The sequence below is a fragment of the Bacillus pumilus genome (genome assembly GCF_003431975.1).
Classification (GTDB): Bacteria; Bacillota; Bacilli; order Bacillales; family Bacillaceae; genus Bacillus; species Bacillus pumilus_N.
The window spans coordinates 630,159-646,142 of record NZ_CP027116.1 but is presented as its reverse complement, the minus strand read 5'-3'; the positions used below and the strand labels follow the sequence as shown (position 1 = coordinate 646,142).

General features: G+C 44.3%; 14 protein-coding genes and 1 riboswitch. Of the genes, 1 reads left to right on the top strand and 13 read right to left on the bottom strand.

What is annotated here, in order from left to right; genetic code table 11:
• The first annotated feature begins 52 nt into the window (after window positions 1-52).
• Window positions 53-1,711 (top strand): PucR family transcriptional regulator, encoded by a 1,659-nt coding sequence (locus tag C5695_RS03225; RefSeq protein WP_117729122.1) that lies wholly within the window; start codon window positions 53-55, stop codon window positions 1,709-1,711.
• Here the strand turns inward: C5695_RS03225 and ablB are convergent.
• The 13 genes from ablB to purE all read right to left on the bottom strand — a co-directional run bounded on the left by ablB (window position 1,706) and on the right by purE (window position 15,680).
• Complete coding sequence (ablB, locus tag C5695_RS03220; protein ID WP_117729120.1) at window positions 1,706-2,551, bottom strand: putative beta-lysine N-acetyltransferase; 846 nt, start codon at window positions 2,549-2,551, stop codon at window positions 1,706-1,708. The genes C5695_RS03225 and ablB overlap by 6 nt on opposite strands.
• A gap of 330 nt (window positions 2,552-2,881) precedes the next feature.
• Window positions 2,882-4,156 carry a phosphoribosylamine--glycine ligase gene (gene purD, locus C5695_RS03210; protein ID WP_117729116.1) on the bottom strand — a complete coding sequence of 425 codons (1,275 nt, stop codon included), beginning with the start codon at window positions 4,154-4,156 and terminating at the stop codon, window positions 2,882-2,884.
• A 12-nt stretch (window positions 4,157-4,168) separates the two neighbouring features.
• Window positions 4,169-5,707, bottom strand: coding sequence for a bifunctional phosphoribosylaminoimidazolecarboxamide formyltransferase/IMP cyclohydrolase (purH, locus tag C5695_RS03205; RefSeq protein WP_117729113.1), 1,539 nt, complete (start codon window positions 5,705-5,707; stop codon window positions 4,169-4,171).
• A gap of 15 nt (window positions 5,708-5,722) precedes the next feature.
• Window positions 5,723-6,292 carry a phosphoribosylglycinamide formyltransferase gene (gene purN, locus C5695_RS03200; RefSeq protein ID WP_117729111.1) on the bottom strand — a complete coding sequence of 190 codons (570 nt, stop codon included), beginning with the start codon at window positions 6,290-6,292 and terminating at the stop codon, window positions 5,723-5,725.
• Window positions 6,289-7,329 carry a phosphoribosylformylglycinamidine cyclo-ligase gene (gene purM / locus C5695_RS03195; protein ID WP_117729109.1) on the bottom strand — a complete coding sequence of 347 codons (1,041 nt, stop codon included), beginning with the start codon at window positions 7,327-7,329 and terminating at the stop codon, window positions 6,289-6,291. Before purM ends, purN begins: the two co-directional genes overlap by 4 nt.
• Before the next feature lie 92 nt (window positions 7,330-7,421).
• The gene (gene purF / locus C5695_RS03190) at window positions 7,422-8,852 is read right to left on the bottom strand and encodes an amidophosphoribosyltransferase (protein ID WP_117732989.1); all 1,431 of its coding nucleotides are present in this window, start codon (window positions 8,850-8,852) and stop codon (window positions 7,422-7,424) included.
• Window positions 8,828-11,059, bottom strand: coding sequence for a phosphoribosylformylglycinamidine synthase subunit PurL (gene purL, locus C5695_RS03185; protein WP_117729107.1), 2,232 nt, complete (start codon window positions 11,057-11,059; stop codon window positions 8,828-8,830). The genes purF and purL overlap by 25 nt, the downstream gene beginning before the upstream one ends.
• On the bottom strand, window positions 11,043-11,726 hold the full coding sequence (gene purQ / locus C5695_RS03180) for a phosphoribosylformylglycinamidine synthase subunit PurQ (RefSeq protein WP_117729105.1): 684 nt from the start codon (window positions 11,724-11,726) through the stop codon (window positions 11,043-11,045). The genes purL and purQ overlap by 17 nt, the downstream gene beginning before the upstream one ends.
• Entirely contained in the window at window positions 11,723-11,977 is a 255-nt protein-coding gene (gene purS, locus C5695_RS03175; RefSeq protein ID WP_003214349.1) for a phosphoribosylformylglycinamidine synthase subunit PurS, read from the bottom strand. The genes purQ and purS overlap by 4 nt, the downstream gene beginning before the upstream one ends.
• Window positions 11,970-12,692 carry a phosphoribosylaminoimidazolesuccinocarboxamide synthase gene (gene purC, locus C5695_RS03170; protein ID WP_117729103.1) on the bottom strand — a complete coding sequence of 241 codons (723 nt, stop codon included), beginning with the start codon at window positions 12,690-12,692 and terminating at the stop codon, window positions 11,970-11,972. The genes purS and purC overlap by 8 nt, the downstream gene beginning before the upstream one ends.
• Before the next feature lie 72 nt (window positions 12,693-12,764).
• A complete protein-coding gene (purB, locus tag C5695_RS03165) occupies window positions 12,765-14,060 on the bottom strand; it encodes an adenylosuccinate lyase (RefSeq protein WP_012009140.1) in 1,296 nt (431 codons plus the stop codon).
• Entirely contained in the window at window positions 14,057-15,199 is a 1,143-nt protein-coding gene (gene purK / locus C5695_RS03160; protein WP_117729101.1) for a 5-(carboxyamino)imidazole ribonucleotide synthase, read from the bottom strand. The genes purB and purK overlap by 4 nt, the downstream gene beginning before the upstream one ends.
• Window positions 15,192-15,680 carry a 5-(carboxyamino)imidazole ribonucleotide mutase gene (purE, locus tag C5695_RS03155; protein ID WP_039183007.1) on the bottom strand — a complete coding sequence of 163 codons (489 nt, stop codon included), beginning with the start codon at window positions 15,678-15,680 and terminating at the stop codon, window positions 15,192-15,194. Before purE ends, purK begins: the two co-directional genes overlap by 8 nt.
• A 169-nt stretch (window positions 15,681-15,849) precedes the next feature.
• Window positions 15,850-15,951, bottom strand: a riboswitch (purine riboswitch).
• Window positions 15,952-15,984: the final 33 nt, after the last annotated feature.

Below are 15,984 nucleotides of genomic sequence, written 5' to 3'. Positions count from 1 at the left end.
CGCATTTTTTATACATCGTGTATAAGATTGTTCAAAAGGAGGTCATGAGTCTATGGCGATTCTCGTCAAAGATGCACTCTCGCTCGATATCATGAAGGAAACAAAGCTGCTTGCTGGGGAAAATGGACTGGATCGCCTTATTCAGTGGGTGACCATTGTAGAAATTATCGAGGACACTTCCAGACTTTCTGAAGGGGAATTACTTGTCACAACTGGATTTGGACTTGCAGAAAATAAAGAAAGACGCGCACGGCTTGAAGAACTGATTCAATCTCACAGGCTGTCAGCTATCGCCATTTATAAAGGCGTATATTTAACAGAAATTCCTGCATCACTGATCAAAGCTGCCAAAAGCAGTGGCGTTCCACTCATTGAGATTCCTTCACATGTCAATTTCTCAGACATTACAAAAGCCGTACTAGAGCAAATCGTCAGCAGCCAGCTCCATCAACTGAAATATTCTTCAGCCATTCATCAAAGATTGACTCACTTAAATGTCAGCAATAAAAATGTCACGCAAATTACTGATGAGTTGGCACATCTCACTGCGGCGAACATCGTCGTACTTGATGTTTTTTTACATCAAACAGCCGCTCACTTCGAAACGAATGAAATAATGTATTCTCCTGCTTTTGGCTTTCAAACAGATCACGAGCCAATTGAAACAACATCTCTTCTCAAACAAGCTGAGGAGAAAGGACGACTCGTCTATGACACATGCGGTGCGTTTGTCCTCGCTGCATGTCCTGTCATTGCAATGGGCGATATTTTCGGATTTATTGTGGCGTTAAAGAAAAAAGAGACATGGCACCATCTCGACGCGATTGCCATCGAGCATGCCGGGGCAGTGTATGCAATTGAATGGCTGAAACAAAAAGCCATTCAAGATACAGAAAACCAAATGCAGGGGCATTTATTGGATGATATGCTGCAACAGCAATACACAGAAGAAAGCTATGTCATCGAACAAGCACGAAAGCTGCAATATGATATGAGCGATGAACAGGTCGTCATCTACTTTCAATTTCAGCATCAGCACACACAGCTCGATCACCAAATGATGCAGCGTCTCTCTCAATTACTCACGTCGATCTTTGAACGCAGACATATTCCTTTTTTATTAAAGGCAAGGCTCGATTCTATTTTTGTCCTGACACCGGCGGGAAAAAAAGCATTTCAAGAAACGGAGTGGTATCGCGCAGCAGAGGAGTGCCGGAGCACTTGGTCTTATTTTTTCCCCGTCCATCCGATTGTGATTGGCATCGGGAGAGCCTATGACCAAATCAGCCTCTTTGCAAAAAGCGCGAAGGAAGCGCAGTATGCAGCAAGACTTCTCCCACTTTTAAAAACAGACGACAGCATCATTCATTATCAAAGGCTCGGCTTATACGGGATGCTTCTTGAAATGAATGAGGCGGGGATGAATTTGCATGATTTTTACGTGGAGCTGTTAAGTCCGTTGCTATATACGAAAAAACAAGGGGCTGACCTGATTCATACACTCGAAGTGTATTTGGCGCACAATGAAAATATTCAAAAATCTGCGGGAGAATTGTTTATTCATAGACATACGTTAAGCTACCGGCTGAAACAAATTGAAACGAGAACAGGCTGCAGCCTCAAATCCACTGATGATCGGATGAAGCTGCAGCTTAGTATCATGGCTTACCGCCTATCTGGTCTGCTTGATCAGATGAGAACCATTTCATGATTCATTCGGCGTTTTGACCCATAGATTCATATCTTCCATTTTGTCAAAAATATAGCAGTTGTTTTGAAAGCGACCGGTGTACGTATATCCGAGCTGATAAAATACTTGATTCATTCCATAGGACAGAGCACGGGCAAGAGAATAAAAGACATAGATATGCATCGACTGGAGTTCTTTTTCAAGCGCTAGAATCAAATGATGCATGAATCCTAGTTTTCTATATGAAGGAAGGGTCGCACAATCTGTTAATTCCGCATGACCATAAGGTGCATTGATCTCAGCGGATGCTGCACTCACAATATGACCGTCATGTTCAACGACATAAAAAACCGTCCCTTCCTCCATTACCTTTTGAATATAATCTGACTCGTTCATTGGCGTAGGGTACGTTTCAAAGACCGTATCATAGAGCTTTGCCAGCTTGTGAATATCTTTCGGATCGGCTTTCCTCATCACATACTCATCCTGCCATGTGCCTTGGTCTTTTTTCAGAGGCTTTTCTTGAATAGACGCAACAATTTCATCTTCCTTCAGCCAATACGAATTGTTCATTCGATCCTCAGTGAGAAAAAGCGACATGCCGTACGCATCACTTCCAAGAAAATAATGAGAAAACACCCCTTCAAGCCGAAAGCCTTTTTCTAAAAAAAGAGGCATATGCTCACGCCTTACTTTTACAATGACCTTAGAAGCCTTGCAGTCCACCGCTTCCTGAAGCACTGACTGAATGACATCCCGCACCCTGCCACTATAATCATCTAATCGAATTCGCTCATTGAATGGATCCATACAAATCAAAGCAGAAAAACGCTCGTTTGCAAGTTTCTTCAATTGCACCATACACTCATTCCCCTCTTAGCTAATGAAAAACTTCCAAATTAAAAATGAAGAAATAACAATACCAGAAAAAATGGATAGGATCATATAACTAATGGCTGAAGCTTTTTTCATTTTATTGTGTTTAATGGCAAATAACATAATGTTATTTATGTTTATGAGAAATAAAATGATCATGAATATTGCAAAGAGAATAATTGCCTTAATTTCCATGTTGCCTCCTCGTGAATGGGTCATCTAATAACACTTCTTCATATTCAGGCTTTATCCCTTCTAATCATCAAAAGAAGAAAAAAACACCTTTCCATCTCGTTAGATAGAAAGGTGTTTGGATTAAACCGTTTTCCCCGCAGCCTTCAGCGCACGGGCGCCAATGTCACGGCGATAAAATAGACCTGGCTGAATGATTTCTTCAACCGCTTCATACACTCTTGATCTTGCCGCTTCAAATGTGTCGTCAAATGCGGTCACATTTGCTACACGGCCGCCATTTGTGACGAATTGATCGTTTTCCTTTTTTGTTCCTGCGTGGAAGGTCACGACATCAGAGACCGTTGTTTGCAAAGCGCCGATTGGCGTACCTTTTGCGTAGTCCTCAGGATATCCTTCTGAAGCAAGAACCACACTCACAGCGGCAGTGTCTTTCCACTGTAAATCCACATCTTTTCCGTCTAGAATATCAAGGAAGACTTGAACTAGATCTGATTCAAGACGAGGAAGAACCACCTGCGTTTCAGGATCGCCAAAGCGTGCATTGAACTCAATGACCTTTGAGCCTTCTGGTGTCAGCATTAAGCCTGCATATAAAATGCCTGTAAACGGACGCCCTTCCTGCACCATTGCACGAGCAGCCGGTTTGACGACATCTTCAACAGCTTTTTGTACGACTTCATTTGAAATTTGCGGAACGGGTGAATAAGCGCCCATCCCGCCGGTGTTCGGTCCTTTGTCATCTTCAAATGCCCGTTTATGATCTTGCGCGATCACCATTGGATACACCTTTTCTCCAGTGACAAAGGCCATCAGTGAAAATTCTTCACCTGTTAAAAATTCTTCAATGACAACCGATGCACTCGCATCGCCAAACTTTTCATCCTCTAAAAAGTCATGCAGGCAGTTGATCGCCTCTTCAAGTGTCATTGCGACTGTCACACCTTTTCCTGCTGCGAGACCATCGGCTTTAATGACAATTGGGGCACCCTTTTCTTCCACATATGCCTTCGCTTTTTCAAACGATGTGAAGGTGGCATAAGCGGCTGTCGGGATCTCATAATTTTTCATTAAGTCTTTTGCAAATTCCTTTGAGCCTTCAATGACTGCGGCTTTTGCATTCGGTCCAAATACCTTTAGACCTGCTTCTTCAAATGCATCGACGACACCTGCAATTAAAGGAACCTCTGGACCGACAATCGTTAAGCCGATTTCATTGTCTTTTGCAAAACGAATTAATGCCTCATGATCACCTTCGTCGATTGGTACAAGCTTTGCAGCGTCTGTCATTCCATCATTGCCAGATGCGACAAATACTTGGCTGACAAGTTCACTTTGGTTCACTTTCCATGCGATGGTATGCTCTCTTCCGCCTCTGCCGATAATTAATACGTTCACACTGTCATCCCCTTAATGTTTGAAATGTCTAACGCCAGTGAAGACCATGGCAATGCCGTATTCATCTGCCTTTTGAATCGATTCTTCATCACGAATAGATCCTCCCGGCTGAATGATCGCTGTGACGCCTGCCTTTGCAGCAGCTTCCACTGTATCTCCCATTGGGAAGAATGCGTCAGAGCCTAGTGCACTCCCTTTCGCTTTTTCACCTGCTTGCTCAATCGCAATGTTCGCTGAGCCGACACGGTTCATTTGACCAGCACCAATACCTGCTGTCATTTGATCTTTTGCAAGGACAATGGCATTTGATTTCACATGCTTCACGACTTTCCATGCAAGCTTTAAGTCTTTCCATTCGTCTTCTGTTGGTTCTCTTTTCGTTGGAATAGAAATCGTTGCTTCCTCTAAGCCGTACGTATCAATATCCTGAACGAGCAGTCCGCCATGAACACTTGTCAGCTGCTTTTCTTTTTTCCCAAGATCTGCATCGACATCAAGTGTTAAGAGACGAAGATTCTTTTTCGCTGTTAACACATCAAGTGCTTCTTGGCTAAATGATGGGGCGATAACAATTTCTAAGAAAATTGTATGAAGCACGTCAGCCGTTTGCTTGTCTACTTCACGGTTAAGCGCCACAATGCCGCCAAAAATAGATGTTTCATCTGCTTTGAATGCACGATCAAAGGCTTTTGCTATCGTTTCACCTGTACCAACGCCGCATGGATTCATATGCTTTACAGCAACAGCCGCTGGCTCCGTAAATTCACGTACGATTTGAAGAGCTGCATCTGCGTCTTTAATGTTGTTGTAGGAAAGTTCTTTTCCGTGTAATTGCGTTGCAGTAGCTAAAGAACCTTTGCTTGGAAGAGCATTTTCATAGAAAGTCGCCGCTTGGTGCGGGTTTTCTCCATAACGAAGGGATTGTTTTTTCTCAAACGTGACGGTGAACTGCTCTGGCTCTGTTTCGCCAACAAAGTTCGTTAAATAATCCGCAATGAGGGCATCGTAAGCAGCTGTATGACGGAATACCTTCGCCGCAAGCTCACGTTTTTTCTCAAGTGATACGCCGCCTTCTTTGATTTGCTGAACGACTGTATCATAGTCACGAGGATCGACAATCACTGTGACGTCTTGGTGGTTTTTTGATGCCGCACGAAGCATTCCCGGTCCGCCAATATCAATGTTTTCAATTGCTTCTTCATACGTCACATCGTCTTTTGAGATCGTCTCTTTGAATGGATAAAGATTCACGACAACAAGATCAATCGGTTGAATACCATGCTTTTCAATCTGTGCCATATGCTCGTCGTTTTCTCTCACTGCCAATAATCCACCATGAATGTTTGGGTGAAGTGTTTTGAGTCGTCCGTCCATGATTTCAGGGAATCCAGTGACTTCAGAAATCCCAATGACATCAATGCCGTTCTCTTGAAGAAGCTTATGTGTACCTCCAGTTGAAATGACTTCAACACCAAGTTCTGTTAATTCCTTCACAAAAGGTACAAGATTCGTTTTATCGGAAACACTGATTAATGCGCGTTTGATCGTCATGCCTTCGTCACCTCATTAAGATAATTCTAAAAGTGATTTGATCACTTTTGGATATAGTGTGTGTTCTAGTTCATGCATTCTTTTTTCAATCGATTCAAGCTCTTCGCCTTGTTCAATATAAATCGCCGCTTGGTCAATAATCGGACCTGTATCCATCCCTTCATCGACAAAATGGACAGTGATTCCCGCTACTTTGACGCCTGCTTGATAGGCTTGTCCAATGGCATCAAGCCCTGGGAAGGCAGGCAGCAAGGATGGGTGGATATTCACGATTTTCCCTCTATATGCTTCAAGTAATGTCGGACCGATCAGTCTCATATATCCAGCAAGGAAAACCCATTCCACTTCATGAAGCCTGAGCTGTTCGATGATCGTTTGTTCAAAAGCGGCTTTATTCGGAAAAGCCTTCGGAGTAAAAGCAAAGGAGGGGATGCCCTCTTTCTCAGCACGCTCCAGCACCTTTGCACCTGGTTTATCACAAATCACAATGGCGGCTTCAGCCTGCCAGTCTTCTTCTTTTAACGTATCTATAATGGCTTGAAAGTTCGTCCCACTTCCAGAGGCGAAAATCGCAAACTTCTTCATGAGAGGCTTCCACCGCCGAATGTGACACCTTCTCCTTTTTGAACTCGTCCGATAAGGAATGCTTTCTCTCCATCGTGTTCAAGTCCGCTGATCACATCCACAAGATCGTCCTCTTTGACAGCTAAGACAAAGCCAATGCCCATATTAAACACGTTGAACATCTCTTCTGCCTTTAACTGACCCTTTTCTTGAATAAAGGAAAAAATAGGAGGAACTGGCCATGAGCCGTTATCTACCTCAACGCCAAGACCTTCAGGCAGCATACGTGGTAAATTCTCAATAAAGCCGCCGCCTGTCACATGGGCCATACCGTCAACCTTGCCGGCTTTCACTTGTTTGAGAACGGGCTTTACATAAATCTTCGTCGGTTCAAGAAGCTCTTCTCCAAGAGGTCTTGTAAAAGGTGCATACGTTTGATGCAGGTCAAGACCAGCGTCTTCAAGTAATACTTTTCGTACAAGAGAGTATCCGTTGCTATGAATTCCGCTTGAGCTGAGTCCAATGAGCAAATGACCTTCTTTGATGCTGTCTCCTGTCACGATTTCATCCTTTTCAACGACACCTACAGAAAAACCAGCAATATCATATTCCTCTTCTGTGTAAAGGCCAGGCATTTCGGCTGTCTCTCCGCCGACAAGTGCTGAACCAGACTGCTCACAGCCATCAGCCACACCTTTGACAATGGATTCAATTTTTATCGGATCCGCTTTACCAACGGCTAAGTAATCTAAGAAAAAGAGCGGTTCTGCCCCTTGTGCAAGCACATCGTTGACACACATTGCCACGGCATCGATGCCGATCGTATCGTGTTGATTCATTAAAAAAGCAAGCTTTAATTTCGTTCCGACACCATCTGTTCCTGAAACAAGAACGGGCTTTTTATATGGCAGTTCAGATAGATCAAACATACCGCCAAATCCGCCTAGAGCACCCATAACGCCTGCTCTTTTTGTACGTTCTACGTGTGATTTCATTCGTTTGACGGCTTCGTATCCTGCTTCGATGTCGACACCGGCGTTTTTATATGCTTCTGACATCCCATTCACTCCTTTTGCTTCTTTTCCAAGTATTTTCGGCAGAATGAAAGAGCAGCATATCAACACATCTTGACTGCTGCTCCATTATTCGATTATTTCGTCAGGACTGTTTCCTTCACATGTGGAAGAACCGTATCTTCATAAATTTCAGTCGGGTATTTTCCAGTAAAGCATGCTAAACACTGACCACGCTGCGGATCATCATACTTCCTGCCAATCCCGTCCATTAAACCGTCTACAGATAAAAATGCAATGGAGTCTGCACCGATTTCCTGTCTAATTTCTTCCACTGAATGAGACGAAGCAATCAGCTCTTCATGTGTGGACGTATCGATTCCATAAAAACACGGATGTGCAATTGGCGGTGAACTAATGCGTACATGCACTTCCGTCGCTCCCGCTTCTCTAAGCATCGTGACAATTCGGCGGCTCGTTGTCCCGCGTACGATAGAATCATCGACCATCACGACACGCTTTCCTTCGACAACACCGCGCACAGCAGACAGCTTCATCCGTACGCCCTGCTCTCGCAATGCTTGAGACGGCTGAATAAACGTCCGGCCGACATAACGGTTTTTAATTAAGCCAAGCTCATACGGAATACCTGTCGCTTCAGCATATCCAATCGCAGCGGAAATACTGGAATCTGGTACTCCTGTCACGACATCTGCTTCGACATGTGCTTCTTCTGCAAGCTTTTTGCCAAGATTCTTTCTCGCACTATGCACATTGATTCCGTTGATGTTGCTGTCAGGTCTTGAGAAATAAATGTATTCCATGCTGCACATGCTGCGGTTAATGTTCATGGAGAAGCGCTCAGATTTCAAGCCTTCATCATTAATAATTAGCATTTCGCCAGGCTCCACATCACGTAAATACGTAGCGCCGACGACATCAAATGCACATGTTTCAGAAGCGACAACATAAGCATCTCCAAGCATACCAAGCGAAAGCGGACGTAAGCCGTTCGGATCAAGTGCTACGATCATTTCTGTTTCTGTCATGATTAAGAAAGCATATGCTCCTTTTAACATAGACAGCGCATTTTTGATCTGCTCTTTCAGTTCAAAATGACCGCTGCGCTTAATTAAATGAGCCAGCACTTCGGTATCAGAAGAGGTCTGGAAAATGCTCCCTTGGTTCTCTAGCTGCTGCTTTAATTGCGTTGCATTCACTAAGTTTCCATTATGAGCAAGGGCAAGACTGCCATTGTTTTGCGAGCGGAAGAAGAGGGGCTGCACATTTTCAAAGCCGCCTCCGCCTGCTGTCGCATAACGAACGTGTCCGATCGCACCTTTTCCCTTTAAATCCTTTAGCTCACCGTTTTGAAAGACTTCCGTAATCAGTCCAAGGCCTTTATGTGATGTTAGGTTCTCACCATCTGTTGCAATAATTCCCGCACCTTCTTGTCCTCGGTGCTGAAGGCTATGCAAGCCGTAATATGTGATTTGTGGGGCTTCTTCGTGTCCCCAAACCCCAAAGACACCACACTCTTCGTTTAAGCCTCTGATTTCAGCAAGCATGGGATCGCTCCTTTCCATGCGCGCTCAAGCTCGTTGACCGCTGCATGAATCCATTGTTGTCCTTCTTGATTTTTGACAGTAAATACACCATCATTTGTGACCGTTCCGACTTCTTTCGCATCTTTGACAGCCGCAGTAAACGCTTGGCGGTGCTCTGGTTTGACTGTAACAACAAAACGTGACTGTGTTTCACTGAATAGTGAAGCTTCGCTGTTTAAATCGATGTGGATATCAGCGCCAAGACCGTCTGTTCCAAATGTACTTTCAGCAAGTGCTACACCAAGTCCACCTTCAGACACATCATGTGCTGATTGAACAAGACCGTTTTGAATTGCAGCTAGAAGAGCTTCTTGACGCGTAAGCTCTACGTCCAAATCAATTTCTGGTGCTTTTCCGTAAATACGGCCTTCTGTCATCTTTTGAAGCTCACTGCCTGCAAATTCTTCCTTCGTCTCACCAATGACGAAAATCACATCGCCAGCCTGCTGGAACGATTGAGTCGTAATATGAGCAGTATCTTCAACCAAACCAACCATTCCAATGACTGGTGTTGGGTAAATCGCTGTTCCATTTGATTCGTTATATAAAGAGACGTTCCCACCGATAACCGGTGTGCTTAGCGTGCGGCATGCTTCGCTAATCCCGTCAGCAGACTTTTCAATTTGCCAGAAAATTTCTGGTTTCTCCGGGTTACCGAAGTTTAGGTTGTCTGTCACTGCTAGCGGACGAGCGCCTGAGCAGACAATGTTACGTGCTGCTTCTGCGACGGCGATTTTCCCGCCGACCTCTGGATCAAGATAGAGATAGCGTGCGTTACAATCGGTTGTCATCGCTAGGGCTTTTTTCGTTCCGCGGATTCTTAAAACGCCCGCATCAGAGCCTGGTGCAACAACTGTATTTGTCCGAACCATATAGTCATACTGATCATAAACCCATTCTTTACTTGCAATCGTTGGCTGCTGAAGGAGCTGCTTTAACGTCTGGGCTGCATCTGTAATGGCTGGAGCTTCAACTTTTGTTTCTAAAAACTCACGATAGTATGCAGGCTCACTTGACGGCTTATGATAAACCGGCGCTTCTTCTGCAAGAGCGTCGACAGGAAGCTCACATACCACTTCACCTTGATGGAGTAAACGAAGCATTTTATCGTCTGTCACATGACCGACTGATACCGCTTCAAGATCGTATTTCTCGAAAATATCAATAATTTCTTGTTCACGGCCTTTTTCAATGACTAGAAGCATTCTCTCTTGTGATTCAGACAGCATCATTTCGTATGCGGACATGCCTGTTTCACGCTGCGGAATGAGGTCTAGATTCATCTCGATTCCAGAACCTGCTTTACTCGCCATTTCCGCACTTGAGCTTGTTAAGCCAGCCGCTCCCATATCTTGAATCCCAACGAGCGCATCGTTTTTGATCACTTCAAGGCATGCTTCAAGCAGCAATTTTTCCATGAATGGATCACCGACTTGAACTGCTGAACGTTTTTCTTCTGATTCATCAGAAAATTCCTCTGACGCAAATGTTGCACCGTGAATACCGTCACGTCCCGTTTTGGCACCAACATACATGACCGTGTTGCCCACACCCTTGGCCTGCCCTTTTTTGATGTCCTCATGGTTAATTAACCCAACACACATCGCATTCACGAGCGGATTGCCTTCATAGCTTTGATCAAAATGAACTTCTCCGCCGACTGTAGGAATTCCGATACAGTTTCCATAGCCTGCGATCCCTGCCACTACTTCTTCAAACAAGTACTTCACGCGAGGTGAAGTCAGTTCACCAAAACGAAGAGAGTTTAATACAGCAATTGGACGCGCACCCATAGAGAATACATCACGGATAATTCCGCCGACACCTGTAGCCGCTCCTTGATACGGTTCAATCGCAGATGGATGGTTATGTGATTCGATTTTAAATACAACCGCTTGGTTGTCTCCAATATCAACGATTCCAGCGCCCTCCCCAGGACCTTGAAGAACATGTTCTCCTTTTGTCGGGAATTTGCTTAGAACAGGCTTTGAGTTTTTATAACTACAATGCTCTGACCACATGACAGAAAAAATACCCGTTTCTGTGTAGTTTGGCAGCCTGCCAATAATGGATTCGATTAAAGCGAATTCTTCATCACTCAATCCCATTTGCTGATACAATTTCTCTTCTTTAATTTGCTTGTGACTTGGTTCAAGCAGTAGTGACATGAGTGTCCCTCCAATTTTTCACGATAGATTGAAACAATTTAAGTCCGTCTGCGCTGCCTAGTAATGAATCCACCGCGCGCTCAGGGTGCGGCATCATGCCGAGTACATTGCCCTCTTCATTCGTTATTCCTGCAATTCGATTGACACTGCCGTTAATATCGTCTCCGTATGTGAAAGCGATTTGGTTATTTTCAATAAGCTTCGCTAAAGTGTCTTCATCACAGTAGAAGTTGCCTTCACCGTGCGCTACAGGAACCGAAATAGATTCGCCTTTTTGATAGCCGCTTGTAAATTGCGTTTCGTTGTTCTCTACAATGAGTTCAACTGGACGACAGATAAATTTTAAGTCTTTATTTCGTCTCATCGCACCTGGCAGAATGCCAAGCTCCTGAAGAATTTGGAATCCGTTACAAACACCAAGAACAGGCTTTCCTTCCGCAGCTGCTTTTTTCACCGCCGGCATGATGTTTGAAAAGCGAGCAATCGCACCGCATCTTAAGTAATCCCCATAAGAGAAACCACCTGGTACGAGTACACCGTCATATCCGTCTAGACTCGTTTCGTCGTGCCATACATATTCAACTTGTTCACCTAACTCATCTTGAATCACATGGTACATGTCGATATCACAGTTAGAGCCAGGCAAGACGATCACTGCAAACTTCACTGTGCGACAACCTCCTCCACCTCATAGCGGTAATCTTCAATCACCGTATTGGCAAGTAATTTTTCACACATTTCTTTCACGACTGTGTCTAAGTCACGATCTGATTTTTCAATGACAAGCTCCATGTATTTCCCGATGCGGACATCCTTTACTTCCTGATAAGACATGCTGTGCAAGGCGTGCTGCACGGCACTTCCTTGTGGATCAAGAACGCTCTCTTTTAAGCTGACAAAAATTTTCACTTTATACATGTTTATGGCCTCCAAGTCTTTTGAAAATTTCTTCGTATGCATTTGTTAAGCCGCCCAGGTTTCGTCTGAACACGTCTTTATCAAGCTTTTCGTTTGTATCTTTGTCCCAAAGCCTGCACGTATCAGGTGAAATCTCATCAGCTAGCAATATACGATTCTCGTGATCTATTCCGAATTCAAGCTTGAAATCAATTAAATTCACATGGCAGTCTGAGAAGATTAGCTTTAGCTCTTCATTCACTTGTCTTGTGATCTGTTTCATTTCCTCGACCTGCTCCGGTGTCGCTGCATCTAAAATGCGAATATGATCTTCTGTAATGAGCGGATCACCGAGTGCATCATCTTTGTAGTAAAACTCGATCAATGGTGTATCCAGTTTTGTTCCCTCTGGAATGCCAAGGCGCTTTGACATACTGCCTGCCACCACATTCCGCACAACCACTTCAAGCGGCACAATCTGTACCTTTTGAATAAGCTGCTCTGTTTCAGAGAGGCGTTTTACAAAGTGATTATTGATCCCTTTCTCATGCAACATTTGAAAGATTAAGCTTGAAATTTCATTGTTCAGTCTGCCTTTGCCTTCGATTTCAGCTTTCTTTTCGCCGTTAAATGCTGTCGCTGAGTCTTTATATTCGACATATAAAATATGCTCGTCATCGGTCTGATAGATTTTTTTCGCTTTGCCTTCGTAGAGAAGTTCTTGTTTCACAGTCATTCAGGTTGGCCTCCTAATTTGAATGTTGGCAATTTTCAGGATTGGACGCCTGACGAGCAGGCGGTCCATTTCTTACGCAAGACCTAGACGTTCGAAAATCATATCGACATTTTTTAAATGATAGTTGTAATCGAAGCAGTCAGCGATTTGTTCAGGTGTTAGGCGTGACGTGATTTTTTCCTCCGCTTCTACTAAAGAACGGAATGGTACTTGCTTTTCCCACGCTTCCATTGCCTTTGGCTGAACCGTGTCATATGCCTCTTCACGTGCCATGCCTGTATCGATTAATGCAAGAAGAACACGCTGAGAGTAAATCAAGCCAAGTGTGCGGTCCATGTTGCGTTTCATGTTCTCAGGGAAGACCGTCAAGTTTTTCACAATGTTTGAGAAACGGTTTAGCATGTAGTTCAGTGCAATCGTTGCATCAGGTAAAATGATGCGCTCAGCAGAGGAATGGGAAATATCACGCTCATGCCAAAGCGGTACATTTTCATAAGCTGTCAGCATATATCCACGGATCACGCGGGCAATTCCCGTCATATTTTCAGAGCCGATTGGGTTGCGTTTATGCGGCATTGCTGATGATCCTTTTTGTCCTTTTGCAAAGAACTCTTCTACTTCACGTGTTTCACTCTTTTGAAGACCACGAATTTCAACAGCAAATTTCTCAATGCTAGTTGCGACGAGTGCAAGAGTTGCCATGTAATCTGCGTGACGATCACGCTGCAAGGTTTGGGTGGAGATTGGTGCAGCTTTGATGCCAAGCTTCTCACATACATATTGCTCAACAAACGGGTCGATGTTTGCATATGTGCCAACAGCCCCAGAAATTTTGCCAAATTCGATGCCAGCTTTTGCTTGTTTAAAACGTTCTAGGTTACGCTTCATTTCTTCGTACCAAAGACCAAGCTTTAGGCCAAATGTTGTCGGTTCAGCGTGTACACCGTGTGTACGGCCCATCATGACGGTATATTTGTGCTCTTTCGCTTTTTCTTTTAGGATGTCAACAAATCTCTCAATGTCCTTGAGCAAGATATCGTTCGCCTGCTTTAATAGATATGAAAGCGCCGTATCCACTACGTCTGTAGAGGTTAACCCGTAATGAACCCACTTTCTTTCTTCTCCTAGAGATTCAGATACAGCACGCGTAAAGGCAACCACGTCGTGGCGCGTGTCTTGTTCAATCTCTAGAATACGATCAATATCAAAGCTTGCATTCTTACGCATGGTCACAACGTCTTCTTTCGGAATGACACCAAGCTCTGCCCATGCTTCACAAGCGAGAATTTCTACTTCAAGCCATGCATTAAATTTGTTTTCCTCTGTCCAGATTGCTGACATTTCTGGTCTTGCGTAACGTTCGATCATTTCCCGTTTCCTCCATCTCTTTCAGTCCATATCTTTGTGATGTTTGTCATCCATTCATCATCGAGCTGTTTCATAAAGGTTATATGCCCCATTTTGCGGCCGGCTTTTACTTCATGCTTTCCATATAGATAAAGCTTCGCTTCTTTGAGAAGCTCTGGATGTTCCTTTGGAATGTCTACTTCATCGCCTAATAAGTTCACCATCATGCCCTCTGATAAAAGCGCTGTACCGCCAAGCGGTAAACCGCATATCGCACGAACGTGCTGTTCAAACTGACTTGTCTCACATAAATCGAGCGTATAATGACCAGAATTATGCGGGCGAGGTGCCAGTTCATTGACAAGCAGCTTTCCTTCGTTTGTGAGGAACAGTTCTACAGCAAGTGTACCAACCAGCCCCAGCTTTTCAGCCAGTGTCGTTGCCAGCTCTTTTGCCTCTTCCTGAATGCGTTCCTCTACCCTTGCAGGCACAATGCTTTGGAATAAAATGTTGTGTTTATGAATGTTTTCAGCGACTGGGAATACCGCAATTTCGCCATGAACAGAACGAGTGACGATCACCGAGAGCTCCATTTGAAACGCAACCCAGCTTTCTAAAATACAAGTTCCATGTGTGAGCAATGCCGCTGCTTCATGAAGCTGTTCTGCATCCTTGATCACGTACTGCCCTTTTCCATCGTAGCCGCCTCTGCACGTTTTCAGTACAGCTGGCAAACCGAGCACAGCCGTTGCGTCTTCTAACTCTTTTTCATCATGAATAATGCGGTAAGGCGCTACTTCACAGCCTGCGTCTACAATCCCTTTTTTCTCCGTTTCACGATTTTGAGTTAAAAGAAGAAGTTCACTTCCTTGCGGTAAATATGCTTCTTCCTTCAGTTGGTTGAGTGCATCATAATCAATATTTTCAAATTCATATGTCACGACATCACTAATTTCTGCGAGCTGTCGAATCCCACCCAGGTCACTATATGCGGCTGTGATTTCTGTATCAGCAACCTGTCCACAAGGAGACTGTGTGACTGGATCTAAGACAGCTGCCCGGTACCCCATTTGCTTTGCGCTGACGGCCATGTATCTGCCAAGCTGGCCTCCGCCGATAATACCGATGGTTGCGTTCGGAAAAATGGTCTGCTTAGCCAAGCTGATCACTGCTTTCTAATACAGTCTGTTTTGTTTGCTCTCTTCTTTCTTCAAGACGAGCAGCGATTGTTTCATCAAATGCTGAAATCATTTGTGCGGCAAGAAGGCCTGCATTTGTTGCACCAGCTTTGCCAATGGCTACTGTAGCAACTGGTACACCGCCTGGCATTTGAACGATGGATAATAAGGAATCCAGCCCATTTAGTGCTTTTGATTGTACGGGCACACCAATGACCGGGAGTGTCGTTTTCGCTGCGACCATCCCCGGTAAATGTGCTGCGCCTCCAGCACCGGCAATGATGACCTTTAGTCCTTTACCTCTTGCTTCAGTCGCATATTCAAACATCAAGTCAGGTGTCCGATGTGCCGATACCACCTGTTTTTCATACGGAATGTTTAATTCCTCTAAGATGTCGCACGCATTTTTCATTGTTTCCCAATCAGATGTACTTCCCATGATGACACCTACAAGCGGCTTCATTTTGTCCCCACCTTTAAGCTATTATTCGATTTTGTATCGTTTGACACGCTCCCCAAACCTAAGTAGCTTGTCAAACGCCGAACAAAAAGGCCCGATTTGCATTGCATTGTTAGGAAGCAACACAAACCGGGCCATGGTAAGCGCTGTTCGCTTTTGAATTGCCATGTCAGTTTTGTTCACTATCCTGCATAGTCCAGTCATTTACGGTAACTGGGTAGAAACTTATGGGCCATATTCCCAAGATTATATGAGGCTCGTGTTTTGATTTCATGTTTATCTTAACAACGGATGTTCATGATGTCAA

What these genes read in the sequence shown, in the direction of transcription:
- C5695_RS03225 (WP_117729122.1), top strand. Translation starts at nt 53, where the DNA reads ATGGCGATTCTCGTCAAAGATGCACTCTCGCTCGATATCATGAAGGAA.
- ablB (WP_117729120.1), bottom strand. Translation starts at nt 2,551, where the DNA reads ATGGTGCAATTGAAGAAACTTGCAAACGAGCGTTTTTCTGCTTTGATT.
- purH (WP_117729113.1), bottom strand. Translation starts at nt 5,707, where the DNA reads ATGACGATCAAACGCGCATTAATCAGTGTTTCCGATAAAACGAATCTT.
- purN (WP_117729111.1), bottom strand. Translation starts at nt 6,292, where the DNA reads ATGAAGAAGTTTGCGATTTTCGCCTCTGGAAGTGGGACGAACTTTCAA.
- purM (WP_117729109.1), bottom strand. Translation starts at nt 7,329, where the DNA reads ATGTCAGAAGCATATAAAAACGCCGGTGTCGACATCGAAGCAGGATAC.
- purF (WP_117732989.1), bottom strand. Translation starts at nt 8,852, where the DNA reads ATGCTTGCTGAAATCAGAGGCTTAAACGAAGAGTGTGGTGTCTTTGGG.
- purL (WP_117729107.1), bottom strand. Translation starts at nt 11,059, where the DNA reads ATGTCACTACTGCTTGAACCAAGTCACAAGCAAATTAAAGAAGAGAAA.
- purS (WP_003214349.1), bottom strand. Translation starts at nt 11,977, where the DNA reads ATGTATAAAGTGAAAATTTTTGTCAGCTTAAAAGAGAGCGTTCTTGAT.
- purC (WP_117729103.1), bottom strand. Translation starts at nt 12,692, where the DNA reads ATGACTGTGAAACAAGAACTTCTCTACGAAGGCAAAGCGAAAAAAATC.
- purB (WP_012009140.1), bottom strand. Translation starts at nt 14,060, where the DNA reads ATGATCGAACGTTACGCAAGACCAGAAATGTCAGCAATCTGGACAGAG.
- purE (WP_039183007.1), bottom strand. Translation starts at nt 15,680, where the DNA reads ATGAAGCCGCTTGTAGGTGTCATCATGGGAAGTACATCTGATTGGGAA.